The organism is Geomonas edaphica, from assembly GCF_004917075.1.
Taxonomy (GTDB): Bacteria; Desulfobacterota; Desulfuromonadia; order Geobacterales; family Geobacteraceae; genus Geomonas; species Geomonas edaphica.
Genome location: NZ_SSYB01000001.1, coordinates 271,502 through 295,475 on the forward strand (window position 1 = coordinate 271,502; position 23,974 = coordinate 295,475).

Here is a 23,974-nt window from a genome sequence, read left to right on the forward strand (position 1 = left end):
TCCTAGTCCCACTGCACCCACAAAAGTTTCTCCATCCAGGGGAGCTTCACCATTGAGATACTGAACGGGAGCTGATCCAGCAGTATGTCGCAGCTGTTTTTCTCCACCTGCAAAAGCCACTCGTCGTTGTCGCGCAGGGTCAGCTTCGCAGGCCGCATGAGAAATGCGCCGCGCAACCCGTTCACTGAGCTGTTACGCAGAGCGCCCCAGTGCTGGAGCAGGGCTTTAAGCAGGCTGTCGCACATTTCGATGTCCAGTTCGGTCAGTTCTATGTTTCGTGCGATCGGGATATGCAGTGGGATGCTGCACAGGATCTTTTGCAGCGCCACCAGATATTCCGGCGGCTCGGTTGACCCCGAGGCAAGGTAGTGCAGGACTGCGACGCCGCGCTCGGGTGTGAGTATGTGGTTTCCGCTGCTGATCTCAAGCGCCTCGAAGAGCCGGGTAAGGTACGGATGCAGCAGCACCACGCCGCCGTTTTCGATGTAGATACCTTCCTGCACCGCCTCAGGCTTGTCCGCTCCTTCGATCTTCTCCGCATGCCCGGCTGACGGCTCCTCATTCTGTTTATGGGTGGCGCTTTTTAAATCTTCGACCGTTGCCTCTGGCTTGCTCGAACCGACGGCTCCGGGCCAGTGCCGCTCCAGGGCGACTGAGACCTCGGGATGCCTTCGTAACCATTCCGGGAGCCCGAGCCACGCGCGGGAGATGAGTTCGTGCTCGGTTGCGCTGACGTGGTTTGCCGCGGCAGCCAGGCCATTGTCCCACACCTTTTCTCGGATCGGGGCTACCGCTGTCGAAGGAAGCGCAACACCGGAAAGCCGCTCCAGTACCGCCGCAACCCTAATGCCGACTTGCGGTGCGATGATCGGCAACAGCAGCGAGCGGAAGCGCTCCGAGAACTGCAGGATCAGCCGCCTGCGCGCCGATTCCTTCTGTAGCGGGATGAGGACCTCTTCCAGGGTGATGACGGCGGCGCCGTAGGGGAGGCTTTCGTCCAACCAGCACTCAAGCAGTACCTGTTCAAGCTCCTTTCCCGCCTGGAGCTGAAACCACCATGGTAGAGAACCCTGTTCCAGGAAATGCATGAACACCTCGGTCATCGCCTGGAGTTTGTTCCTGCGTCTGGAGTTGATGCGCGGACTTTGCAGCTCCTCGCCCAAAGCCTGCTGCATTCCTTCTTGCACGGCTTGAGAAAGGTCGGCCTCCATCTGGTCCAGCGGGATGGTCCCCGCGTCGATGACGACTTCTTCAAGCAGGATGTGTTCATCTTCCGCCGCGTGTTCGTTCAGGGCGACCTCCATTACAGGTAGTAGGGAGTCGTAGCAGAAGCGCTCCAGTCGGCGCTGCAGCGCCGCGACCTCCGACTCCGGCCCGTGGAACTCGATATGGAGGCGCTTTTTGCGGATAACGTGCGGCATTTGGGGGCTCCGTTTTTGTCGGACAGTCGGACCTGTCGGACTAGTCAGACGGGTCTGACTAAGTCTGACCGGTCTGACGTTGAGGCTGCTTAAAGCTCCTTCCTCGCTGCCCCGAAACACCCTTTGCGGGTTATCGCGGCGAGCTGCACGGGGCCATTGGGGCGCTGCACCTGCGCTTCTACCTGCTCCCCTTCGTAGAAGGGCTCGCTGCTGTTCGCAAGCGGCAGGTCCCACACCCAGGCGGCTACTTCCTCTCTTGGCAGGTTCCCTACCTTTCCCGCGAGCCGCAAACCGTTCTCCGCCGCGCGCTCCACATTCATGTCCAGTTCCGGTTGCGGCCCTTCGCAGAGCTTATGGTAGTCGGTGTGCGTGCACTGGTTGCGCTCGCTGCAGTCGAAGGAGGGAACCCTGGTCTCCTTGTTGTTCAGGCGTTGGTTGATGAAGACGGCGCCGTCGAAGGGCGCGCCGGTCGCCGCCGGCTCGTTCGTGTAGCGGATCACCATCGAGAAGGCCGGGTTCGGCCTGGCGAAGCTGTAACGGAACTCGAGGTTGAAGTTGTCGCAGACAAAGTACTCGATAAAGAGCACGGCGAAGGGAAGGGCGTCGTCGGGCTGGAAGCTGAAGACCAGACGTCCCGGCGCGGCGCCAGCCTGCTCGACCAGGGCCTGGTTAACCACCTCGTTCAACGCCTTCACGTAGCTCCCGACGGCATCGTTGAAGTTCTCGTTCAAATGGCCCGCATCGGGTATGGGGAGCCCGTCGGCGCGCAGCGTTATGTCCCGGCCGTTGAACCGCAGCCGCACTTCCCGCTCCTGGCGATAGCTCTCGTAGCGCGCGTCCTGGAAGGGGGGCTGAATCCAGAGCCGGTAGGCACAGCGCCGCGACTGGCCGCTGCAAGGAAGGTCGCAGGCCTGTTCGCAGTTGTGCTGCACCTGGAGCGAGGCGGTGCAGTTGTTGTGGTCGACGACGGTAACAGAGAAGCTGCTTCCGCTTGGGATGGAATCGGTGTTGAAGAAATTCCCGGTGACCGGCTTGTCGTTCGCCGTGAAGGGGGGCGTTCCTCCTTCGATGCGGATGAAGGAGCGATAGCTCTCGGTCCCCTCGCAACTGAAATCGGTCTCCCGCAGCACGAGGGGCGGCGGCACCACTATGGTTTGCGGCGCGGTGGCGGTCCCGGCTGCGTCGTGCACGATGATGCTGTGCCCGCCGACGTTCAGCTTCAACGCCAGGTTTGCCGGAGCGGGCTGAGCGGTGTCGACCTGCACGTTGTACGGCGCGGTCCCGCCGGTCACTTTCACCTCGACCGGCGCCTGGTTGTCCGGGCCGGTACAGCCGACCGTGGCGCTGAAGGCGAGCGGCTGGGTGCAGGTGTGCCTGAGGGTGGCCGAGGCGCTGCAGTTGCGTGCATCGGTGATGACGATCTCGACGTCGGTGTCGCCGGGGAGGTTGCCGCTGGAATAAACCGTCCCGTTGACCGAGCCGCGGTTCGGCGTGTAAGGGGGGGTGCCGCCCTTTATGTCCAGGACGGCGACGTAAGTTCCGGTGTCGCCGATGCAGTCGAAACGCGGCTCCCCGAGGACGAGTTGTGCCGGGATCGATACCGTCTGCGGCGCGGAGACCGTTGCCTCCTGGTCGCGTATCGAGATGATGTGGGTTCCAGCGGAGAGGGCAAGCACACCGTTCAGCGGCGTGAAGTCCTGTTGGTCCACCTTCACGCTGTAGGGCGCCGTTCCCCCTTCGGGGGTGATGGTCACCTCGGCCTGGTTGTTGGCGTTGGTACAGCCGGTCTGCACGGTGAAGCTTAGCGGCGGCGTGGGAAGCACGAACTGTACGGGTGCGCAGTCCGAGCAGCAGAGATAAGGGAGGTAGAAGTCGGCGATAACTGCGCCGTCCTCCAGCTCCCGTACCGTCTGTTCGATGATGTCTTCGGCGCCGGTCCGCGGCGGGCGCGTCACACCAAGGTCTGGCACGCGTCCCGTGAAAGCCCCCAGCACGAGCCGTACGTCAGGGTCCGCTGCGAGCTCGGGCTTGCTTGCCATCCGGGTGAAGGCGTCCATCATGGCGGCGGGCTCCACGTCGGCGCAGATGGTGGCCGTTCCCGAAGGTGCTGCCGGTCCCGTCCTGCCGGTTACGCCCTCGGGTGCCACGCGTCCGTCGAAGCGGAAGCGGTCCCTGAGGCCGCCGAGGTCGATCCCGCCTCCGGGCTGGAGCACCCTCGCCGGTTCTTCGTGATAGACGACGATGAAGGTGCCACCTAACGGAACCCCGGCTTTATGTTGGATGCCGGGGTGATCGCGCAGGAAAGTTCCGAGGTAGAGCCTCTGCTTCACCTCCCTCAGCCGGTCCTGGAACTCTCCCTCCAGCGCCTTCACCACGTCCAGGCGGCAGTGGTACAGGATCGCCTCGAGCCGGTCGTCGAGCTCCTCCCAGCGGAGCAGGTTGATGGTTCCTTCGATGGCTCCGGCCGCGTCCTCCCGTTCCTTCTCCACTGCCTCGGTCACCCGCAAAAGATCCTGGTAACGCTTTTCGAAGGACGTGTAGTCAAGCTCGGCGAGCGTCGCCGCGTACTGCTCGAAAAGCTTCGCCACGCAGGCGATGACGTAGAAGATGATCAGGTTCGACTGTCCCGCGTTCTGGCTGTTCAGGAAGTTTATGATGACGTTCGGATCGATCTCTGGGACGGCCCCGCCAGGCTGGTTCGCCAGGAAGTCCTCGAAGAGCCGTCCCAGCGTCTGGGGCTGTACCAGGAAATCGGGGGCGCAGTTGGCGAGCACGGCGAGCTGTGGCTTGACCGGGGTGGTGACAGGCGAGCGGGTCTCGAAGGGAAGCGCGTAAAAGTAGCGCAGCTCCGCGCAGAGAAAGCAGGTCGATTCCGCCTTCACGCTCTCGTAGAGCGTCTCGAGGTCCTGGAAACGGCAACCCTGTTTGGAGAGATCGACGGTCACCTTCTCGTCGAAGGCGCCGGTGCGCAGCGCGATCACCTCGATGGGGAGGCGGTAGCGCGACTTGAGCGTCAGGAGCGTCGTCATCACGCGCTGGTAGTTCTTGCCGAGGTGCCCCTCGACGCGCAGGAAGTTGTACGGCTCCAGGTCGTAACGCAGCGCCTGGGTCACGAAGGTAGGGGCAGGTGGCTGGTAGGAGTCGGAACGGTAGCCGAGATTCTGGTTGGCGCGGTTACGCCGTGTCTTCTCGGGGTCCCAGAGGCGGTACAGCGGCGGGGTCCCGGTGAAGAGGTAGTAATAGGGGATCGCCTTCCCTGAAAGAGGGGCTTCCCCGAGCCTGCTCGGGGTGATCCTGATCGTGCTGTCGGTCGAGGGGAGGCGCGAAAAGCCGGCAAGCGGCAGCGGCGGAGCATCTGTGAAGCGCGTCGTCATCTCCACGAGGCGCTCGAAGAGCCGCTCTAGCTCGACGATACGATCCTCGCCGCCGGAGAGCGCCGGGGAAGGCCAGAACGGGGTCCGGTACAGCTCCGGTGTGCTCACCTGGATAGGGAAGAGGACACCTAGCATCAGGTGGCGCGGGAAGAGCCCTTCCGGTGGGCAGCAGACCGCGAAAAGTTCGGCGCCCGCATGGGAGAGCTCGCACAGCCCCTTCGAGATGTCGTCGAAGAAATCGTAGTAGTACTGAAGGAACCTGACCTGTGCCGTGGAGCCTGGCGTGTTGTCCAGGGACCCGAAGCGGCCGGTGAACTCGGCGAAGGGGTTGTCCGGGTACTTCTGCTGCACCAGCGGCTTGAACGCGTCGTAAGCGGCGGTGAGCGCCGTCGCCGTCTGCTGCACGAGTTTTTCTCCCGTGAATGCAGCCTGGAAAGCGGCGTACACGTCCTGCGAGGTGGCGGGGGCCGTGTTCGGCACGTCTATCCTTGGCAGGTGCACTTCCGGGATGTTCAGCCGCTCCAAGAGTGTTTGGGCGAGATCGGTGACGGTGCCGTTCCCCTCCAGGGCGTTCGCCCGCGCGATGATCTCCTTCAGGTCGTTAATGCCGATAAGGAGGCGCCGCACCGTTACCGTGATCTCGCTTCCCCTGTCGTCGCAGTTGTTCATGCTGCAGTTACGCAGCCCCTCCTTTTTCAGCTCCAGGAAAAGGAGCACCGCCTTGTCGTTAAGAAAGCCTTCCGGGGTTGTGATGGGGGCCGTGTCCGGCTCGCCGGCTGGAAAGAGCTCCCATATGGGATAGGGGGCGTCCCCCTTCATGAAGAGAGTGTAGGGGATATCGCTGGGAGGGAGGTACTGCCGGTAGCTGACGAGGAACGCGTCCTCAGGCTCCACGATCAGGTACCCCTGTGAGGTGACGCCGCACCCCCGGGTGACCGTTATGGCGAGGCCTCCGTCGACGTTCTGGGAGAGGGCGATCTCCAGCCCACAGACGATGCCGATGCCGATCAGGTTTGCGCGGGTGAGCCGCTCCTGCTCGTCCAGGTAGTCAAAAACCTGGTTCAGGTGTGAGAAGGAGAGCACCTGGTTCGCCTCGAAGACGGGGAAGTTATCTTGTGAAGGTTTCATCGCGGAGCACCTCGATCAGTTTCCTAGAGCCGTTGTACCCAGACGTACCGGGTTTTTGTCGTTGCCCTCGTCGCAGTCGTGCAGCGTCGCGGGGGGATAGCTGTTGCTCAATGCGCCCAGCAGGTCGAGCACCACGCGCAGAAGGTAGGAGACCTCGCGGTAGGCGTGGTACCTCTCCTCGAGCAGGGCGCGTATCCTTTCCGTCGTCCCCGCCTGGAACGAAACGCCCGGGCACGCCTGCCCGAGATCGATGGGGAAGGTTGGGAGCTGTGCATCGGGCGTGAAACTCCCGGAGCGGAAGAGGCCGTCCATCCATTGGTAGAACTCCATCCCGAAGCCGGTCAGGATGCCCCGGGCGCAGTGGCAAAGGTTGGCGCCGCTTCGATTCACCGTCTCGCCCGGTGACAGGAGGTTCCGCGTGAGGACAGCCTCCACCCTTTCTTCCAGGCGCTCCTCGGTCCAGTCGAAGCCGGCGTTGGCCGCGAGCCAGTCGCACCAAGCCGCCTGGAAACGCTCGTACTGCAGCCCGTAAAGGGCGATTTGCCCGAAGTGTTCAACTTCCTCTGCCAAAACCTGGGTCCACAGCTCGAAAAGAAGCGCCACGCCGCAGGCGATCTCCTCAGGCTTGACCTTGTCGCCGAACGTGAGTTCCAGTTCCATCTTCAGGGCGTCCGCGTGGAAGTGCTTCTTCGCGTTCTCCTGGTACCAGAGCAGGAACACCTGGGCGAACTCCTTGTGAATGGCGATGGCGCAGGCGCAGGCCTCCTCCTCGCCGGGCGAAAGACCGTCAGCCTTGCGCCCCTCGCGCTCCAAAAGTGCCGCGAGCCGCCCGAGCACCGGATCGCACGGGTCCTCGACGTAGCCGTCGTTTCCCACCCAGCAGATCTTGGCGACGAGGTGCGATGGGACCTCATCGCGGATCACCCGGTCCGCGTAGCCGCGCATCTCAAGATCGGCATGGAAGGGATCAAGCCAGCCGGGCATGACGAAGGTGAGCCGGAAGGAGTAGGGATCTTCGGCGCCGCAGGTGTTGCAGGCCCCGTCGGTGCAGGCGGGGTAGAGGGCGTCCCCAGGGAACTTCGGGCGGAGCAGCAGGTGCTCCACCACGATCATCCGCTTGTCGAGTTCCGGGTAGCCTAGAAGCAGGGAGATGCGACGCCTGATGCCCGGCTGGTTGTCCGCGCCGCACGGGTCGTGCCGGTAATCGAAGGCCCTGGCGCGGTCGTGGCTGATCCGCGGGTAGTCCGAAAGGAAGGCGATCTTGTCCTTTATCAACTGGTCCAGGGCGATGTCCTGCCCGAGGACCTTCGCGAGCAGCAGGCCGTATGCGCTGAAGTCTTCGCCGAAGCGGGCGAGCAGGTGGTCCAGGAACCGGTTGCGCCGCTCCCTGAATTCCTCCGGCGTCTCCAGCATCGCATCCAGCAGCGTCTTGCTGAGGCCGGTCACGAGCTCTGAGTAACCCTGGATCACGGCATCGGAAAGCTCGGCGGCGAAGTAGGTCCGGCTCACCGCGGTGTCGAGGGAGAAGAGATCGGCGGTGTGGGCGAGCTGTGTGAAGGCGTCGGCGAGGATCTGCTCGAACACCATCAGGTAGGCCTTCATCTGGCGCGACTGCGCCCTGCGCCGGGCCGAGGCCGTGGTGGGGAGCTGGTCTGGACCGACGCCGTAGGTGAGCGGGAAGCTGTACTGCACCGGGAAGTACCGGTCCGGGTTCCGGTATTTCCCGGTCGGGATCGGGAGGTCGTTCATCGCACCGCGGATTGCTGAGCGCTCCGCCTCGCCGCGCAGGCGCGTGAGCGTGTCCAGCGCCTCGTCCATCCTCGGGAGGAAGGGAAGCCCGTTCTTGTAAAAGAGAAAGCGAGATGCGTTTCTGTACAACCTCGGCTGGTGCTGCGGCAACAGGTAGAGGAGCCAGGAGGCGCTCGCCTTGTTCGGGTCGAAGATCGGTTTGCCGTCGCTGCCGAAGATCGGGTCGTAGGCGCCACGGACCGGGTTCCCCTCTGCGTCGTACTTGGTGAGCTGCAACTGGTTCACGGCGACTACCCCATCGATGTCCATGAGCCGGTTGATGAGGTCGGAGACGCAGAGTGCGCTCTTAAGCGAAGCCGCCTCTAGGTCCTCGTCGCTCAAGAAGCCGCTCGCGAGCTCCGGGCCGTTGAAGATATCTTCCACCGGCACTCCCCGGTCCAGGAGTTCCTGGAGGGTGTAGAAGGGGATGGGCGGGTTGAAGTAGCGCTCGATCTCGAACCAAATGCGCGCCTGGACCAGTTCGATGTCGGCGTCCGGCGTCACCTCGACATCGGCGCAGGCCGCCACCTCCTCGATGCCGATGACGCCTACCCGGCAGAAGTCCTCGTCCAGGTTGCGGTGCGTGATCAGCTCTTCCCGGGCTAGATCGATGGCGGAGGCCTTAAGCGTTTCCTTGCGCCGGTACCGCTGGATCAGTCCATTAGAGGTCTTGTCCTCAAGTATCGCTTTCAGTGCCGCGACCGTGGCGGCGTCCCGCACGGCACTCACCCCGAGCAGGCGGAGCGCCGCATCCTGCAACACGATCTTCGCCCCGGAAGGAAGGATCTCGACCTCGAAGGTCGCGTAGAAGATGGTGCGCCAGTGGCGCCTCAGGTACTCGTCGCGTCCCTGCTCGTCGAGATGCGGGTCGCTCAGCAGATCGTAGTTCCTGGTCGCCCCGAAGCGGAGCAGCTTGAGGTTGACGGAGGCGCCGCTTTTCCCGTCGAAGGCGTCGTCGCTGTCCAAGAAGAGCTCCCACTGATCCCGGTCGGCAAGCGACACCTCCGGGAAACGGAGCTCTAGCACGACCGGGGCGCTTGCCGCCGCTCCGCTCAGCACCGCGGTTGCCTCGATCTTCCTGTCGTTCAGATCCCCGGCGTCCAGATCCTCCTCCAGTTCCAGGAGCGCCTCGTACAGCCCAAGCGGCCAGACTTGAACCGCGTGATGTCGACCCGCACCACCCCGAGCGATAATGCCGCGCCCTCCGGGCTCGGGCGGAAGGTAGGAGAGGGTAAGTCCATCCTCCTCGTCGCACCAGGCCCAGTAACTCGTGTCGCACGCGCACTCCTTGCAGATGATCCAGGCGTTGCGCACCGGCTCCAGGTCGATCAACAGTCGGCGGAAGTCCTTTTCCGTCCACGGGTTGGCGGTGAGGATGTTGCGCGCCGTGAAAAAGGGTTGGTTCGGAAAGGGGTGCGCTGGGTCGCCGGACGGGACGGTGGGTGCCAGGATGTCCTTTATGTCCCAGCCGGTGCGGTAGCCGAGGTCGGTGAGGGCGTAGCAGAGGGCCTCGTGGATGGCGATGCCGGAATCGCTCTCGTTGTAGTCGGTCCAGACGGCGCTCGCCATCTGCTCGATGAAGGCGATCCCCTCACGGCGCAGGCGGAAAAAATCCTGGACGGGGGGAAGCTGCGGCTGTTTCGCTATGGTGGCGGAGAGTCGGCTCATACCGCGCACCTGCACACCTCGGCGGGGACGGACACCCCGGCGGGATCGATGAAGGCGACGGTGTGCTTTCTGGCTGAGACGAGGACCGATACCGCCTTGGAACCGGCCGCCTCGTTCACCTCCACCGTCCTTCGCAGGTCATGTTCGTCTTGGTAGGTGTGGAAGAGGCGGAAATCTGTGACGCAGTCTACGTACGTTAGATCCTCCAGGAAGTTAATCAGAACCGACTTGCGCACCACACCTCCGAAGGTGGGACTCCCGCCGCCGGGGAACGCCCACGGGGAAAGAAACCGGGTGATCGCCTCCGAGATCTTCTGCCCGTAAAAGGACTGGTCGAGGCCTGGGTGCAGGCGCACCTTGCAGTCGACGCGCACCTCCTCAAACTGCGGGTTCTTGACGTGGAGCTTGACGAAACAGGAGGTGCGCGCTTCAACAAAACCGGCGATCTCTTCTAAGAGCCCAAGGCTCGTGTAGGGACGCAGGGGATCGCGCAGGTGCGTGAAGCGCTGGTTAGGTATGGCGACCACGGTGACGTGTCCCGGCGCCAGTTCCCGGTAGATCCCGGTGCCGCTTGCGTCCGGCTCGTACTGGGTGTGGTTCAGGCATTTGACCCGGTAGACCTGAGGGAACGCTTCAAGGATCAGGTGCTCGTAGTCCCACTGCGCGATGGCGCGGTCCTTGTGCCTGAGCCTCTCCGAAATGCGCGTGTAGAAGTCCCCGGGGGACTCCTTGCCGCGTCCTCCGAACCCGGGGAAGGGCTGGGTGATCCCCTTCACGGCGGCGTCCGGCTGGTCTAGCTTCGAGATGGTCCCGGCGGGGAGGGGCGTCGCCGGAAAGGCTGGGTCGTTGCCGCGGTCTGCGAAGGTCGCCCTGAGCGCCTGCGCCGCAACCATGATCAGGCGGCAGACCGAGTCCGCGTTTTCCGCCACCGCCGCGCGCAGCCAGTGCATCCCGGCGGGGAGCACGCTGTTGTCTGCCGACGCCTCGCGCGGTACGGCAAAGGTGACGATGCCCGAGTCGATCAGTTCGGCTGTGCGGTCGTCCACCCCGTCCTTTGCGAAAGGCACCCACTCGTTTTGCCTAAGGTAACTCCACTCGATGTGCGGCTTTGGTTTCACCGAGAGGGGATCGGCGCTGCCGTCCACCACCTGGAAGAGGAGGGCGAGATTACGGGGTGGTAGCAGATCGCTGATGCCGATGTAGAACTCAGCCTCGTGCTTCACCTTTTGCCCCTGCGGAAGCTTTTGGTCGTCCCGGTTTTGATGCTTGAACTGGGGCAAAAGGTAAATGGCTGCGTCCGCCGATGGGACGCTCGCCTTGAGGTAAGGGTGCTGCTCGGCGGTGCCGAAAGGGGCCAGGTTGAAGAAGCGTGCCGGGCGCCCGGCGAACAGGTCCAGGTCCGCCTTGTCGAGGGGGATGGTCTGTGTCGCCGCGTAATCGAGGGTGAGTTCGGTGACGAATGGTCCCGTCGGCGGCATGGGCCTCGTGCCGTCGTTGTTCGGGTCGGCGTCGGTCACCCGCTTGATGTAGTCGATAAGCGCCTGCTCGTAGCTCGCCTGCCCGAAATCGTCGTCGAGCCTCAGGCGGACGAAGCCGTTTCTAGAACCGGTTGTGAATTGCTCGTCCTCGGTCGGATCGGGTGCATCCAGGTAGGGGGGAGCGTCTGAGGATTGCGGGTTCCCAAGCAGGGTGAAGCTCGAGTCCGTCACCGAGGTCTGCACCGTGGTCAGATACGGGTGCCAGCGCCCCCCCTGGAGGTATTCGGTCACCGCGTTGACCGTCTTGCCGCCGTAGGGTGCAGGCGTACCCTGCCAGGTGAGGTGCAGCGTGGCGCTGGTCAGCTTCTTCTGGAAAAGCTCCTTCGAGCCGATGATAAAGGCGCTGTTCGCCAACGGCGAAGGTCCGAAGGGCTGGAAGGGCTTCGAGGCGTCCACCGGACCGAAGTCGTTTGCGAGCGCTGCTCCCTTCAGATCCTGCACCTCGACGGTCAGCTCCAAGCCGGTGATGGTCACGTCCTCGAGGTTTTCGTACCTGAACCTCGCGTCGTCGCGGTGCCTGAGTCTGACCATGAGGACCGGGAGAGATGTGTCGAAGTTGTAGCCGTGCGTTTCCGGGAGGTACGGAATGACCGCGGGATCGGCGCCGGTGAGCGCGACCACCACCCTGAGCCCCCCAGTCACCTGGCTGAAGGAGAGGGGGGACTTGTCGAGCCATCCCTTTTTCGTGGTGAAGGAGCAGATGACGTCGGCCGTGAAGTCCCCGGAAACCGGTGTCGGCTGCTGAAAGGTCACCGTGATGGTGCGGCTTCCCTGGGCCAGGAAGAGGTAGTGCGAGGCGACGGCGAAACCTGTTTCGGCGCGGGACATGTCGATAACGGCAAGCGAGCCATCCTGGTAGCGCTTGTTGTGGAATGGGTGCCAGGACTTGTCCTCGCTGGTGAGCTCCGCTCCCTTGCCGTCGGCGGAGTTTGCGACCGGTGAGGCAAAGAGACGCCCCTGATCCACGCCGCTGGGGCTCAGGAGTCCCACCTTTTCCGAGCCGTGACGGTACACGGTCTTAAGCTCGGTCACCTTGGCCTGGTTCGCCACGAAATCGGCATCGTTTGCGTAGAAGGCGTCCTTTCCCTGGGCATCCTTCCCCGCCTTGAATAGTTCACCCTCCGGGAAAAGCCGATCTTCCACCTGGCGTGCAAGCTCAGCCAGGAGGTGCACCTGTCCCGGGCGGGCCGGCTTCTCCTTCAGGCGCAGGATTTCCCGGTAATAGAAGTCGAGATGGCGCGCGGTGAGCGTATTTGCCGCATCGCGTGCGTAGGCGAAGAGGCGCAGAAAGGCGAGAAACAGCGCGTAATGGGGCTGGTGGTCGTCACGGTCGGTCAGGGTTTTCTCCAGCGCCTGTTTACCCTCGTTCGCCACCCTCGCGTAACTTTTCAGGAATTGATCGAGGACCGAGGTGAACATGTTGTGCGTCGCGATGTGGTTGATCCTTTGGAACGGCTCGATGCCGCTCCCATACACCGAGGCGTCCGCGGCGATGCCACCGGTGTAGCTCGCCCAGTCGGGGGAGGCATCGGTGATCCACTCCTTGCCCAAACCGGAATTGAAGACGGTGCTGAAGGGGACGGTCTGGGTGCCGAACAGCTCCAGTCCCGGCTGCAGGTCCGCGATCAGGCGATCCGAGTCGGGCGTCACGGCGAGATCCGCCTTGTAGTAGGAGATGAGCCGGTACAGCGCCGGAGCGAGCTGGTTCACGATGAGGCCCCGCAGCATCCCCTTCAGGGCGAGATCCTGTGGGAGCGCATCCTTCAGCCGGTCTAACTGTCGCGCGAGGCTCCCCACGCTGCTGAAGAGGTAGCCGAGATAATCCTTCGCCTTGGTTTCGTCCGAGCCGAAACCCAGATCCTTCAGAAAGTCGAGGACCTCCTTGATCCTGCCGCGGTAGAATTCCACGTCCTGCACCGCTGTGAGTGCCAGCTGCACCGAGACGTCGGTGCCGTAAAAAGGGGTCCAGTCGCCGTCTTTCACGTTGTTGGCGTTGAAGTAGTTGAGGAAGGAGGCGTAGGCCTGCGCGAAGACCATACCGTGCGCCACGTCGCGCTGGTCCACCGGTGCGAAGTTCGGGTCGAGGGGGAGGGCGAGGCGCTGGTCCTGGCTCGTTCCTTCCCGGAGCGGCTTCAGTGCATCCCTGTTCTGTTTGCAGTCGGCGGATTTAGGCATATCGTCCTAGTCGTTTTCCGGCAGGAGGTTCACCGTCATCCCGAGATCGAGGTCGGTTCCTTCCAGCCTGTAGTAGGGGAAGACGAAATTGAAGCGCGAGTTGGTCGTCTTGACCCGGTAGACCACCTCGATGAGGACGACTCCCTCGAGTTCCCGGGTGTCGTCCAGGTTGATGCTCTCGAGCTCTATGCGCGGCTCGTGGTAGAGGATCGCCGTCTCGATCTTGTCCGCCATGAGCGCCTTGGTGCCGGTGTCGAGGTTTTCGAAGACCAGGTCGTCCAGATTGCAGCCGTACTGCGGGAGCATGGCGCGCTCCCCCTGGGAGGTGCTGAGCAAGGTCTGCAGGCTTGCGACGATGTCCGCCTCGTGTTCCAGCATGGCGACGCCGGGGAGAGACTTGTCGAAATCGGGAGGAAAGGACCAGCCGCGGCCCAGGAAGTCGAGGTTCATGGTTAGCCTCCGATCAGCACGGTGAGGGCGCAGGGGGGGAGGATGAGTCCGCCGCCTGCGGTTGAGTCGGACATGCGTGCCGCAGGCAGTCCGCCGATCATCACCGTGGCCGAGCCTTTGATGATGGCGTCCGCGCCACAGGAGTCACCCAAGCGTGCTGCGGGAAGTCCGCCGATGAGCACGGTCGGCGCCCCCGGCGGTATGATCGGCGTCGGCACCCCCTGCGTGGCCGTGCTGACGATGAGATCCGTGATGCGTGCGGCAGGAAGCATTTTTTGGGCTCCTTACATCTGACGAAGGCAAATCCCACCTGTCCCCCCTTCGCAAAGGGGAGAACGTAATGCCTCATCTTTTGGTCTCCGAGTGAGCACATCACTGGGTCCCAGGAATTATTCTGTGAACTTTTGCCAAGGGGGAATGCTACCTAAGAAGCGCTGCACATGCCCCAGCGTCCCCCCCTTTGCGAAGGGGGGGGATTTGCTCTTTGGTCGCAAGTGGTAGGGCAGATATCCCTTAATTGATCTGCACAATCCCCCCCTGGATCACGGTCTTCGCGCTTCCTTTTATTGTCGTGCTCGCGCCGGACACCTCGGCGCTCGAGGCACCGGCTGCCTTCAGCGCGGCTTGGGCACTTAAATCAAGATTGGAGCCGCACTCGATCTTCAGGTTCTTGGCCGCCTTCAGGGTGAGGTCCTTGGCACTTTCAATCCGCACACCCTGGTCGTCCATGGTGATCTTGTTGCCGTTCTGGTCCTGTATCACCACGCCCTTTTTGTCCTCGGAGAGCGTCAGCCGGTTCCCCTTGGGGGTCTCCATCTGCACCGACTTCTTCTCGTCGTCGAAGGTGAACTTCATCTTGGAGCGGCTTACGTACCCCTTGCGGTGGTTCTTGTCCTTGGCCGCCTCAGGCGCGGGCTTCGCGGAGCTGTGGCACATCCCCAGGACCACCGGGTGGCGTGGGTCGTCCCAGAGAAAGCCGACCACGACCTCGTCGCCGATCTCGGGCCTGAAGAAGGTGCCGCGCTCCTTCCCCGCGTCGAGGGTGGCGAGCCGCGCCCAGAGCCCTTCTTCGGCCTTACTGACGAGCGGCAGTCGCACCTTGATGCGGTCCTCTCCTTGCGGGTCCTTTTCCAATACGGTGACCACACCCATCTGCAGCCCGGTCACCCCCGGTATGAGCCCCGCGGCGGGAACGGGCCTCACTTCAAAGCTTTCGGCGAAGGTCTCGGTGCACAGGCCGAACTGCACGTCGGTTTCCCAGTTGCCGTTGTCCACCTGGTGGCGCACGCCGGAGACGTACACTTTTCCCTGGAATCGCTCCCCTACGCCGGTGATCTCGATTACCTTGCCCGGGGCGACGGCGGCGAAGCCCTGAAACCTCGCCCGGCCCCGCACCTGCGCGAGTCGCTCGGTCCGTAGTCTCCCGTCCGCCCAAGCCTGCAACTCAGGCTGTCCCAATTTGCCGCCGTGTCGTAACACGTGCGGATCGCTCCCCAGGATGGCTGCGAGATCGGCGGGTTTCAGGTTCCCACTGGAAGAAGCGGCGGGTTCCCTGGCTTCCGCCTCCAGGACCTTCTGCTCCGATGCATCCCAGCTTTTCGCCACAATCCCCTTGCTCTGCCTGCGTGCGTCTATGTCGGCGTCGAGTTCCAAGAGTGTGGAGCCGAAGCCGACGGTGAGGACCGGGGCGGCACCGGTGCCGGGAGCCGTTACGGTCACCTTGCCGTCGCTCGCAATGACCACGAGCCCATTCGCCTCGGCCCGAAGCAACAGGAAATCCCAGTCGGTCGAGTTGTACTGCGTGACTTCCTTCAGGTCCGGCTTGGTGGCATCGACCTCTTTTCCGAGCTTGTAGGTGTCGATGATCTGCTCAATGACGTCGCTGTCCTTCATGTCCACGAAGTAGCGGCTCTTAAGCCCCGCGCTCATCTTCACCGCCTCGTCCCGGCACTCGACGGTGAGGAGGCTGCCGCTTTTGCGCACGCTGATGCCGTGCCTGATCACGACCCCCTTGAAGACGGTGTCGTTCTGTGAACGGTAACCCAGCTTGATCTCTATCTTCTTCCCCGGGAGGAAGAGGTCTGCATTGCTGGCGTTGAAAGTCGCCTTGGCCGCCTCGCCGTCGCGGATCCGGATCGTCGCGGTCGGGATGCGGTTTACCTCTTTGCGGACCGCCACCGACATCACGTGGTATTCCCCCGGCACCGCCGCCCCGTCCATGAGCAGTTCGACCGTGCATACGTCCGGCGTGGCGGGAGTGGGTATGGTCGATTCTGTGCTCACGTGTCGGCGCCTTTCTTGCTGATGGGGGGGAAGAGGATGCTCGTGTTAGGCGTAAGCTTCCTGAAGTTGTCGAGCCCGTTCACCTGTGCCACCTGCAGGTAGTACCTCGTGTCGCCGTAGGCCAGGTAGCAGAGAAGCGGCAGGGTGTCGCCCGCCTTCACGGTGCGCTTGTGGGTCAGGTCCGGAGATGACTTGTCCTCCTTCCTGGCGCGTTTCTTCTCCTCGATGCTCTTCTTGAACTTAACCTTGGCGACGGAGCGTATCGGCTGTCCGTCCGTGTTGAACATCTTGTGCGTCAGGGAAAGTTCCGTGGTGCGACCGGTGAAGACGAGGCTTCCCCAGACCAGCTTAAGGTGGTACGGCTCGTGGGATTTTCCTTGGTAGCCGGTCAGCATCTTGCGCAGCCGGTCGACGTCCTTCTGCACCCCTTCCTTCTTAGGCTTGCCGTCGATGATGCCTGAGTTGTCGAAAAGAAACTCGAAGGTGAGTTCCTCGGGTAGGGTAAATTCGTATTTCGCCTGGGCGCCACTGGTTCCCTGCCCCTGGCCGTCCGAGGTCTTCACCTTGTAGTCAAGCGTGTAACTCTCAGGGTTGATGAGCGCCTCGAAGCTCTCCTTCGCCTCGGCCTTGCTGCCGCGCTCAGCGTCCTCCGAGGTGTCGAAGGCGAGGATCAGGACTTTTTCCAGTTTGCCGTTGTCCGCCATCAGCGTTCCGCCTTGTTTTCCAGGATCTGCAGCACCTGTTCGATGCACTCGCTCACGATCGCGTCCCGTTCCGCGCCGCCTCCCGCAGAAGGGGGCGGGGCAGGGGAGGTGGTCAACGCGACCCGTATGTGCAGTTCCTTGATCTCGATGGGCATGAATTGCTCCGGCACTTAGTCCCTGCAATGTCTTTCCGAATGCAGGTGGACGTACAGTAACAGTGTCCACAACGCGCTGAATCTGCCCTAGCGTTCCCCCCTTTGCGAAGGGGGGAGCTTGAAGGCCTCCCATTTAACATGGGACACAGCTGGACGGACTTTCCGCTACGCCACGGTGAAATACCGATAGGTAAGCTCCAGCGTCTCGATCACCAGGGCATTCTCGCCGGAGTTCAGGTCGCTCACCTGCCACTTCCTCGGTATGGCGTGCGATACCTGCCACGTCTTTAACGGTTCACCTTTTTCATTCATCAGGATGACGTTCAGGTCGGTGGGCTCGAACTGCCGGTCCCGGAAGGCCCGCAAGAACCACTTGATCACCTCGGAATCGGTCAGCATGCCGCGTTTCAACACCAGGTCGGCGTACTTCGTGCGCACGGGGAGCTTGTGGGTGAAGCGGTTTTCGCCCCCCTCCTTGTACTCCTCCGTGTCGTACTCGACCGACAGCCCGGAGACCATCTGGAATCGGACGTCGTCCTTGTTCTTGCTGATGCCGAACTCGACCCGGAAGTAGAAGGCCCAGGGGGGATAGTAGTCCACCATGGCGGCACCCCTAGACCTTCATCAGCTTCAGCCCCTCGTGGGCGACCTCGAGGGTCTCTATGGCAGCCTCGTTCGCGTCCGACTTCAGATCCGGGGCGGTGACCTTGACCGGGAAGCAGCGGGTCGCGGTCCAGGCCGCCACCGGTTCGTGCTTCTCGTTCAAAAGCCTGATGATGATGTCGCGCCGCCCTTCGACCCGCTCGTTGGCAACCGCCTCGAGCCATGTGTTGTAGTCGAAGTCCTTCTCGAACTTGCCGCGCTTCAGGGTGAGGTTGTTGTTCTTAACCAGGCCCGGCATGGCGATCTTGTTGAAATCCCTGCTGTCGCTGTGGCGGTACTCGATCTTTTCCCGCTCCATGACGAGCCCGGTGACCTCGGTGAAGCTGATCTTCGCCCCGCCCCAGTCGACCTGGAAATGAAACCGCGGTAGTGGGTACTCTTGCGCCATGTCTTTCTCCTTTCTATGTTGAACTCATGTTCCCGCCCCCGGAGGGGGAGGGCAGGGAGGGGCGCGCAGCGTCGGCACCCGGCTTCCTTCCCCCCTCCCGACCTCCCCCCTCCGGGGGGAGGAGGATCAGGATTCCGCCATCTTGTGCGAGAACCGGAAGATGATGAATTCGGCGGGGCGCACGGCGGCGAGTCCCACCTCGACGATCATGCGCCCCTCCAGGATGTCGATCGCTGTCATGGTCTTGCCGAGTCCCACCGCCACAAAAAAAGCATGCTCCGGTTTAATCCCCTGCAGCGCCCCTTGGCGCCAGATCACGGTGAGGAAGTTCTCCACCATCCCCTGCACACGGACCCAGGTGTTGGCGTCGTTCGCCTCGAAAACGAAGGGCTCGGTGGCACGCTTGACCGACTCCTCCACGAAATTGAAGAGCCGGCGCACGTTCACGTAGCGCCATTCGTTGTCGTTGCCGGCGAGGGTACGCGCCCCCCAGACCAGGGTCCCCTTGCCGGTGAAGGCGCGGATCGCGTTGACCGATTTTCCCGCCACTGGGTCGACGTTCATCTGGTCCTGTTCCACGTTGGAGAATTCGATGGTCGGCTGGATCACCGAGTTCACGCTCACGTTGGCGGGCGCCTTCCAGACGCCGCGGCTGTTGTCCACCGCCGCGTAAATCCCGGCCATGGTCGTGGAAGGCGGCAGCCTGCAGGCCATGTCGGTGATTGCAGCCTTCGCCTGCTCGTAGACCCTGTTGTTACCACCCTTCAGGGTGTCCAGTTTCACCGGCGCAGCCGCCGTACCGTTCGTGGTGATGGTTACGTCCACCGCGGTATCGTCGTAAGCGAAATCGAGGATGGTGTCGATGTTCGGCGCGTACACCGCTCCGTACTTCAGGTTGTTCACACCGATGCCGCTGGAGCGGAAGTTGTTCACTGCGTTCAAGAGGTTCCCACCGGGATCCGAGAGCGAGATGGAGTCACCGTGCAGGTCCATGATCACGAAGCGGTCCTTGAGGTCGGCGCATTGCGCCAGGGCCGCGTCGTGCAGCGCCTTGAAGTCGGCGATGGAAAGACTCTGGGCCTCGGGGAAGATGATAAGGGTCGGTTCGTCCTTTTTCGCCAGGGTGTCCAGCCCCGCCTTCAGTTCGGTCTCGACCAGCGCACCGCCGAAAGTCGCCTTGTAGGCGCCCACCGAGACGATGTAGCAGGGGCCTCCGCCGTTGGCGAAGAACATCTGCATCGCGTAGTACATGATGTGCTTGGAGCGCGCGTTCTCCGCCACGGTTGCGGTTGACTTCAAATCGACCGTGACGCTGTTTACCTGGGTTTCCTGCACGTCGACGTTGATGTCCTGCTCCTTCTGAGGTCCGCCGAAGTACTTGTCGTACTCGACCAGCGAGGAGATGCGCGTCGGTTTCAGGGTTAGGTCCCCGGGTGTCACGTCCTCCGCCTTTTCCGTGTAGCCGATGAAAGCGGGAATCGCAGTTTCTACCGGGGCCACGGAAGGAGGAAACTTGGGTATCTCTTCGATGTAAACTCCCGGTGTCTTGTACAGTGTGGCCATGGGTGCTTCCTCCTTTTTACGTGAGAGGCTTTGTGCTTGAAGCGCCAGCCGTTATACCGTTACCGCCGGTTTGTGGTGTATGTTGCGTACGATCTCAAGGATCAGGCTCTCTTCCTTTTCCACGAAAGCGAACTTCAGGTCGAGCATGCGCATGATGTAGAGTACGAACGGGTACTGTTTGCCTCCGAGCGTCCCCCATAGATGGTTCACCTCTTCCAGGGTCGGTGAGTATATGTCGAGGATCAGCTTGAAGCTCTGTAACTGGTCGAGCGGGTTGATCGGCACGCTGGAAGTGGTGATGGAAGATGGATCGACGCTCGTCTCAGTGAAAACGTTTCTGAATTGGAAGTACCGGATTACGCGGGAGAGTATCGAAAGGGCATTCACGTAGTCGCTGTGCGTTGCCGTCATCAGGAGCAGGAAGTTCAGGAATACCGGCGGGTTCTCGTAGGTTGCCTTTAGCGTCGCCTCGTTGCGCACGTAGTTGGGAACGTTCTTAAGCGTCTTCTCCTCTTTCACGTTCACTGCCGAGATGTAGAGCTTGTCGCGCGAGACGCTGCCGCTTCCACCGCCTGAGGCAAAGATGTCGGATACGTTGCCAAGGTTCACGCCGTCGCTCATGTTGTACACATCATGAAGATGTTTGTTCAGTTCGTTCATTATGATGGTGAGGGCGTGGGATATCATGGCTTCTCTCGCTGCGCCGTGCGCTTCCGGATTGAAATACACTAAAATTCTGCTGCCTTTGGTGTCCTATTGTCAGGGCGGCGCGCGTCCCGACAAGTACGGACGCAGGTGCCGACGTGGTAATGAGAAGTTAAATTTGAATAAAATAATTAGGATTGGTTAAAAATAGCGCGGCTCCAGAAGATGTCAACTACACCGACAAAAAAATGGAGTCAGCTTTTGGTGGAGGGCACTGCTGAGAACGGTAGCCTTAAAGCTCCCCCCTTTGCGAAGGGGGGACGGGGGGGATTTGCTTCGGCAGGAATTTCAGATGGACTCGGAATCGAGGTCTGCGCGCAGGGAGAGCCCGCAGTGCAGGCAGTGGCGCTTGTGGTAGGTGGGGAAGAAGGACTTGATGTGGAAATAGTTATCGCAGCTCGGGCATCTGGCGAAGGCGACCAGCATCACGCAGTTCCAGAGCATGATGAACCACACGGTGAAGACGATGGCGAGGGCAGTGTTGGAACCGCTGCACTCGATGGTCAGCCAGACCTGGGGGAAGTAGATCGCGATGACGATCCAGAGCATCTTGCGGCGGCGCCGTATGCTTCTAAGCCCGATGCCGACCCGATAACGCTCGGTCGGCGTTTGCGATTCGAGCCTGACGCCGCCTAGCTGTCCCCTCTGACGAAGTAGTTGGCGCATGCCATGTCGATGTTTTCCCGGGTGAGCCTCGCCGGGACGCTGTTGTATCGCGATTCCACCACGATCTGCTCGATGAGGTCCCGTGGGTGGCAGGCATTCGGAACCGCCCCATACCTCGGGTAGCACTCGTTCATCAGATAATCGAACACCGCCTGGTCGTACGGGACGTCGGCGCCCTGGCATACCATTTTGAATATGAGCTGAAACTGCTCCATTGTGGGGCGGTCGATGGCGACCTTGTACCTGATCCTGCGCAGGAACGCCTCGTCCAGAAGGCTGTTCGGGTCGAGGTTCGTGGCGAAGAGGACCAGCATGTCGAAGGGGACGACGAACTTCATACCCGTGTGCAGCGTCATGAAGTCGATGTTGCGATCGAGGGGGACGATCCAGCGGTTCAGGATCTGCCTCGGCTCCACTTGCTGTCTGCCGAAGTCGTCAAGGATGAAGATGCCGTTGTTTGCCTTCAACTGCAGCGATGCCTCGTAGTACTTCGAGATGATGTTGAAGTCCAGGTCGAGCATCCTCATGGTGAGCTCGCCCCCAACCATGACCACCGGCCGGCGCACGAGGACCCAGCGCTGGTCGACGCTTTCCTGCGGCAGGACCGGCACTACCGGCATGTGGTTCACCGGGTCGTACACGGTGATGATCTGCCCGCCGATGTCGATGGCGTAAGGGACGTACACGAGGTCCTCCGGCACATGCCCGATCGCCTCGGCAATGGCGGTCTTGCCGTTGCCTGGAGGTCCGTAGATGAAGACCGTCTTACCAGAGGTGACGGCGGGCCCCAGGCGTTTGAAGAGGTCCTCGCTGCACACGAGATGGGAGAAGCCTTGCCGCAGGCTGGCGTCGTTTATCGCCACCGACCTTATCGTCTGCAGTTCCACCATGTTCCGGTAATCCTCGATGGATACCGGTGCCGGCCCGGCGTACCGGCAGAGCTCCATGAGCTCGGAACTCCTCTTCTGCCCGAGCTCGGTGATCTTGAAGGTGTAGGTCGCGGAGGCGTAGCTTGTGGCCCCCTTGATCTCGACCAGGCGCTCCCGCTTCAGCACTTCCAGCACCGCCCCTACCACGGAGAGGGGGAGCTTCACCCGTTCGACCACGTCGGCCATCCGGAACTCCCCCATGAAGAGGATGTGCTTCGTGATCAGGTCGGCGATGAAGGAGAGGTCGAGCCCGGTATCTTCTACGGTGCGTGGGGGAGGGGGGTCCTTCTGGTATAGCTTCTTGATGTCTCTCTCGGTCACAAAGCCGAGCGCGATGAGGTTCTGCCCCAGTCTCCCGCCGTAGTGGCGCTGTCTCTCTATCCCCGCATCAAGCTGAGCCTTCGTTATCACGTTTTCCTTAAGCAATTTTTCGCCGAGTACTAGCATTGGTGTCCTCAAATGTAGGAATAATTCCGTGTCGACGGGTAGAATTCTAGATCAAATCCGCTATATGTAAAGGGTGTGAGACTGGAACGGCTGGTTGCTGACTTAACGGGGTACACAAAAGCCAAGTGATATATTGACATATTTTAACGCTTGCGTCCACCTGATACAGTGAGACCGTGCGGGGACCATATGGGCAGACTCGATGTGAGAGTCCGGACTAACCTGGACTCTGTCGTCCAATACATCTCGAGGGATGAGCGCCACTGCGAAACGGTGACCATCAAGGAGCTAAGCCTCAGCGGGGCTTTGGTGTCCGGTCTCACCACCCAGCTCCCCGAGCTCTTCGCTATCCGGCCGATACTGCCGGGAGCAGGGGAGGTGGAACTGCGGGCCAGGTTGGTGCGACGGAGCGAAAACGGCGCCGCCATCCGTATTTTCTATTCCGACAAGAAAACCATGCAGGCGCTTTGGCAACACATCAAGGGGAAGCTCGCGCCGAGTGATGATTGCCCGTATTGCGGCCACCCTGACGATTCCCGTGAAGGTTCCTGCGACAGATGCAACCTGTACCTCAATTTCGGTAAGGACAGCTACCTGGAACGGCACATCGAGAACACCTTCGCGCAGCGCCTCAACATCCGCCTGAATCGGCTTAACCTCGAGCACATCGACAAGATCATCGACTTCGTGGATTCCAAGCTGCTGAAGATCAAACATCGCTCTCCCGACAGCGAATTCATAGGCATTTCGGAGGGGATGCTCGCCGTCTTCGCGATGATCCGCAAGGTTGCCCCGACCGAGATGAGCGTCCTTCTTCTTGGCGAAAGCGGCACCGGGAAGGAACTGACGGCAAAGGCCCTGCACGACCTGAGCGCGCGCAGGGGTGGGCCGTTCGTTGCGGTCAACTGCGCCGCCATTCCTGAAACCCTGCTTGAGGCGGAGCTTTTCGGTTACGAGAAGGGTGCGTTCACGGGAGCCTACGCCACGAAAAAGGGGCGCTTCGAGGCCGCCGATGGCGGCACGCTCTTCCTCGACGAGATCGGCGACATCCCCGCTACGCTCCAGGCGAAGCTTCTGCGCTTTCTCGAAGACAGGCTCATCGAAAGGGTCGGCGGCTCCGGCTCCAGAAAGATCGATGTGAGGATCGTCGCCGCGACCAACCGCGACCTGCAGAAGGCGATGGTCGAGGGGGGCTTCAGGGCCGATCTCTACTACCGCCTGAACTCCTTTACCATCAAGCTCCCCCCGCTTAGGGAGAGAGGCGAGGATAAGGTCCGCTTGGCCAGGCATTTCCTGGAGAGATTTGCCGCTGCCGAAAACCGGCGCATCGATTTTTCCGCCGCTTCCGTAGAGGCGATACGTCAGCACCGATGGCCGGGTAACGTGAGGGAACTTGAAAACAAGGTGCGCAGGGGGTTCCTGATGGCCAGCGACGGGCTCATCGAGCCTGCGTGCATGGAGCTGGAAGAGGATTTTCACTATGCCGCTGCGCATCCTTCACCTGATACGCGGCCGGGGCCTTCCCGTGCCGAGTCCAGGCGAGAGAGCGTCCTTCGTGCGCTTGAGCAAAATGACTATGTCGTCGCAAGGGCCGCACGCCAACTTCAGATAAGCAGGCCGAGCATGTACGCCCTTATAAAGAAATACGGCATAAAGAAGGATGACGCGAAGTAAGGACGCCGCCGGGCCTGTTTACAACTGCTTTACACTTTCTTTACACTTTTCCGTTACAGTTCGCTTACACCCGCCTGGTCATTCTTTAGAGCTGGAAATCCAACCGCTCTGTAAAACTTCTTGATAACAGTTACTTACGGCGGATTGGTCCGTTGCGCTGCAGTGGCGGCACACAATGTGCTCAGGATATACTGAATCTAATAATTGCAGAACTGTCTTAAACGTATTTAATGAAATATCAATCGTATACAGAGT

The 23,974-nt window shown here is 61.6% G+C and carries 16 protein-coding genes; 1 reads left to right on the plus strand and 15 read right to left on the minus strand.

Annotated elements, in window-relative coordinates; all coding sequences use genetic code 11:
• Positions 1 to 2: 2 nt before the first annotated feature.
• The 15 genes from E8K79_RS01150 to E8K79_RS01215 all read right to left on the minus strand — a co-directional run bounded on the left by E8K79_RS01150 (position 3) and on the right by E8K79_RS01215 (position 22,045).
• Entirely contained in the window at positions 3 to 1,421 is a 1,419-nt protein-coding gene (locus E8K79_RS01150; RefSeq protein ID WP_136513095.1) for a contractile injection system tape measure protein, read from the minus strand.
• Between the two features lie 89 nt (positions 1,422 to 1,510).
• Entirely contained in the window at positions 1,511 to 5,923 is a 4,413-nt protein-coding gene (locus E8K79_RS01155; RefSeq protein WP_136513096.1) for a hypothetical protein, read from the minus strand.
• 15 nt (positions 5,924 to 5,938) lie between these two features.
• Positions 5,939 to 9,379, minus strand: coding sequence for a hypothetical protein (locus E8K79_RS01160; protein ID WP_136513097.1), 3,441 nt, complete (start codon positions 9,377 to 9,379; stop codon positions 5,939 to 5,941).
• A complete protein-coding gene (locus tag E8K79_RS01165; RefSeq protein WP_136513098.1) occupies positions 9,376 to 13,092 on the minus strand; it encodes a baseplate J/gp47 family protein in 3,717 nt (1,238 codons plus the stop codon). The genes E8K79_RS01160 and E8K79_RS01165 overlap by 4 nt, the downstream gene beginning before the upstream one ends.
• A 6-nt stretch (positions 13,093 to 13,098) precedes the next feature.
• Positions 13,099 to 13,542 carry a GPW/gp25 family protein gene (locus E8K79_RS01170; protein WP_136513099.1) on the minus strand — a complete coding sequence of 148 codons (444 nt, stop codon included), beginning with the start codon at positions 13,540 to 13,542 and terminating at the stop codon, positions 13,099 to 13,101.
• A 2-nt stretch (positions 13,543 to 13,544) separates the two neighbouring features.
• Entirely contained in the window at positions 13,545 to 13,814 is a 270-nt protein-coding gene (locus E8K79_RS01175) for a PAAR domain-containing protein (RefSeq protein ID WP_136513100.1), read from the minus strand.
• Between the two features lie 241 nt (positions 13,815 to 14,055).
• Entirely contained in the window at positions 14,056 to 15,825 is a 1,770-nt protein-coding gene (vgrG, locus tag E8K79_RS01180) for a type VI secretion system tip protein VgrG (protein ID WP_136513101.1), read from the minus strand.
• Positions 15,822 to 16,529, minus strand: a complete 708-nt coding sequence (locus E8K79_RS01185) for a CIS tube protein (RefSeq protein ID WP_136513102.1) — start codon at positions 16,527 to 16,529, stop codon at positions 15,822 to 15,824. Before E8K79_RS01185 ends, vgrG begins: the two co-directional genes overlap by 4 nt.
• Positions 16,529 to 16,684 (minus strand): DUF5908 family protein, encoded by a 156-nt coding sequence (locus tag E8K79_RS21195; RefSeq protein ID WP_198419411.1) that lies wholly within the window; start codon positions 16,682 to 16,684, stop codon positions 16,529 to 16,531. Before E8K79_RS21195 ends, E8K79_RS01185 begins: the two co-directional genes overlap by 1 nt.
• A 165-nt stretch (positions 16,685 to 16,849) precedes the next feature.
• The gene (locus tag E8K79_RS01190; protein WP_135869794.1) at positions 16,850 to 17,287 is read right to left on the minus strand and encodes a phage tail protein; all 438 of its coding nucleotides are present in this window, start codon (positions 17,285 to 17,287) and stop codon (positions 16,850 to 16,852) included.
• Between the two features lie 10 nt (positions 17,288 to 17,297).
• Entirely contained in the window at positions 17,298 to 17,735 is a 438-nt protein-coding gene (locus tag E8K79_RS01195; protein WP_129126110.1) for a phage tail protein, read from the minus strand.
• A 126-nt stretch (positions 17,736 to 17,861) separates the two neighbouring features.
• The gene (locus tag E8K79_RS01200; protein WP_136513103.1) at positions 17,862 to 19,298 is read right to left on the minus strand and encodes a phage tail sheath family protein; all 1,437 of its coding nucleotides are present in this window, start codon (positions 19,296 to 19,298) and stop codon (positions 17,862 to 17,864) included.
• A gap of 51 nt (positions 19,299 to 19,349) precedes the next feature.
• On the minus strand, positions 19,350 to 19,985 hold the full coding sequence (locus tag E8K79_RS01205; protein ID WP_136513104.1) for a DUF4255 domain-containing protein: 636 nt from the start codon (positions 19,983 to 19,985) through the stop codon (positions 19,350 to 19,352).
• Positions 19,986 to 20,291: 306 nt separating this feature from the next.
• On the minus strand, positions 20,292 to 20,669 hold the full coding sequence (locus E8K79_RS01210) for a hypothetical protein (RefSeq protein WP_136513105.1): 378 nt from the start codon (positions 20,667 to 20,669) through the stop codon (positions 20,292 to 20,294).
• The gene (locus E8K79_RS01215; protein WP_136513106.1) at positions 20,636 to 22,045 is read right to left on the minus strand and encodes an ATP-binding protein; all 1,410 of its coding nucleotides are present in this window, start codon (positions 22,043 to 22,045) and stop codon (positions 20,636 to 20,638) included. Before E8K79_RS01215 ends, E8K79_RS01210 begins: the two co-directional genes overlap by 34 nt.
• 189 nt (positions 22,046 to 22,234) lie before the next feature.
• Between E8K79_RS01215 and E8K79_RS01220 the strand changes: the two genes are divergently transcribed.
• Positions 22,235 to 23,719, plus strand: a complete 1,485-nt coding sequence (locus tag E8K79_RS01220; protein WP_136513107.1) for a sigma-54 interaction domain-containing protein — start codon at positions 22,235 to 22,237, stop codon at positions 23,717 to 23,719.
• Positions 23,720 to 23,974 lie beyond the last annotated feature (255 nt).

Excerpts from the sequence above, each read along its gene's own strand:
- E8K79_RS01150 (WP_136513095.1), bottom strand. The coding sequence starts at position 1,421 with ATGCCGCACGTTATCCGCAAAAAGCGCCTCCATATCGAGTTCCACGGG.
- E8K79_RS01155 (WP_136513096.1), bottom strand. The coding sequence starts at position 5,923 with ATGAAACCTTCACAAGATAACTTCCCCGTCTTCGAGGCGAACCAGGTG.
- E8K79_RS01160 (WP_136513097.1), bottom strand. The coding sequence starts at position 9,379 with ATGAGCCGACTCTCCGCCACCATAGCGAAACAGCCGCAGCTTCCCCCC.
- E8K79_RS01165 (WP_136513098.1), bottom strand. The coding sequence starts at position 13,092 with ATGCCTAAATCCGCCGACTGCAAACAGAACAGGGATGCACTGAAGCCG.
- E8K79_RS01170 (WP_136513099.1), bottom strand. The coding sequence starts at position 13,542 with ATGAACCTCGACTTCCTGGGCCGCGGCTGGTCCTTTCCTCCCGATTTC.
- E8K79_RS01175 (WP_136513100.1), bottom strand. The coding sequence starts at position 13,814 with ATGCTTCCTGCCGCACGCATCACGGATCTCATCGTCAGCACGGCCACG.
- E8K79_RS01185 (WP_136513102.1), bottom strand. The coding sequence starts at position 16,529 with ATGGCGGACAACGGCAAACTGGAAAAAGTCCTGATCCTCGCCTTCGAC.
- E8K79_RS21195 (WP_198419411.1), bottom strand. The coding sequence starts at position 16,684 with ATGCCCATCGAGATCAAGGAACTGCACATACGGGTCGCGTTGACCACC.
- E8K79_RS01190 (WP_135869794.1), bottom strand. The coding sequence starts at position 17,287 with ATGGTGGACTACTATCCCCCCTGGGCCTTCTACTTCCGGGTCGAGTTC.
- E8K79_RS01195 (WP_129126110.1), bottom strand. The coding sequence starts at position 17,735 with ATGGCGCAAGAGTACCCACTACCGCGGTTTCATTTCCAGGTCGACTGG.
- E8K79_RS01200 (WP_136513103.1), bottom strand. The coding sequence starts at position 19,298 with ATGGCCACACTGTACAAGACACCGGGAGTTTACATCGAAGAGATACCC.
- E8K79_RS01205 (WP_136513104.1), bottom strand. The coding sequence starts at position 19,985 with ATGATATCCCACGCCCTCACCATCATAATGAACGAACTGAACAAACAT.
- E8K79_RS01210 (WP_136513105.1), bottom strand. The coding sequence starts at position 20,669 with ATGCGCCAACTACTTCGTCAGAGGGGACAGCTAGGCGGCGTCAGGCTC.
- E8K79_RS01215 (WP_136513106.1), bottom strand. The coding sequence starts at position 22,045 with ATGCTAGTACTCGGCGAAAAATTGCTTAAGGAAAACGTGATAACGAAG.
- E8K79_RS01220 (WP_136513107.1), top strand. The coding sequence starts at position 22,235 with ATGGGCAGACTCGATGTGAGAGTCCGGACTAACCTGGACTCTGTCGTC.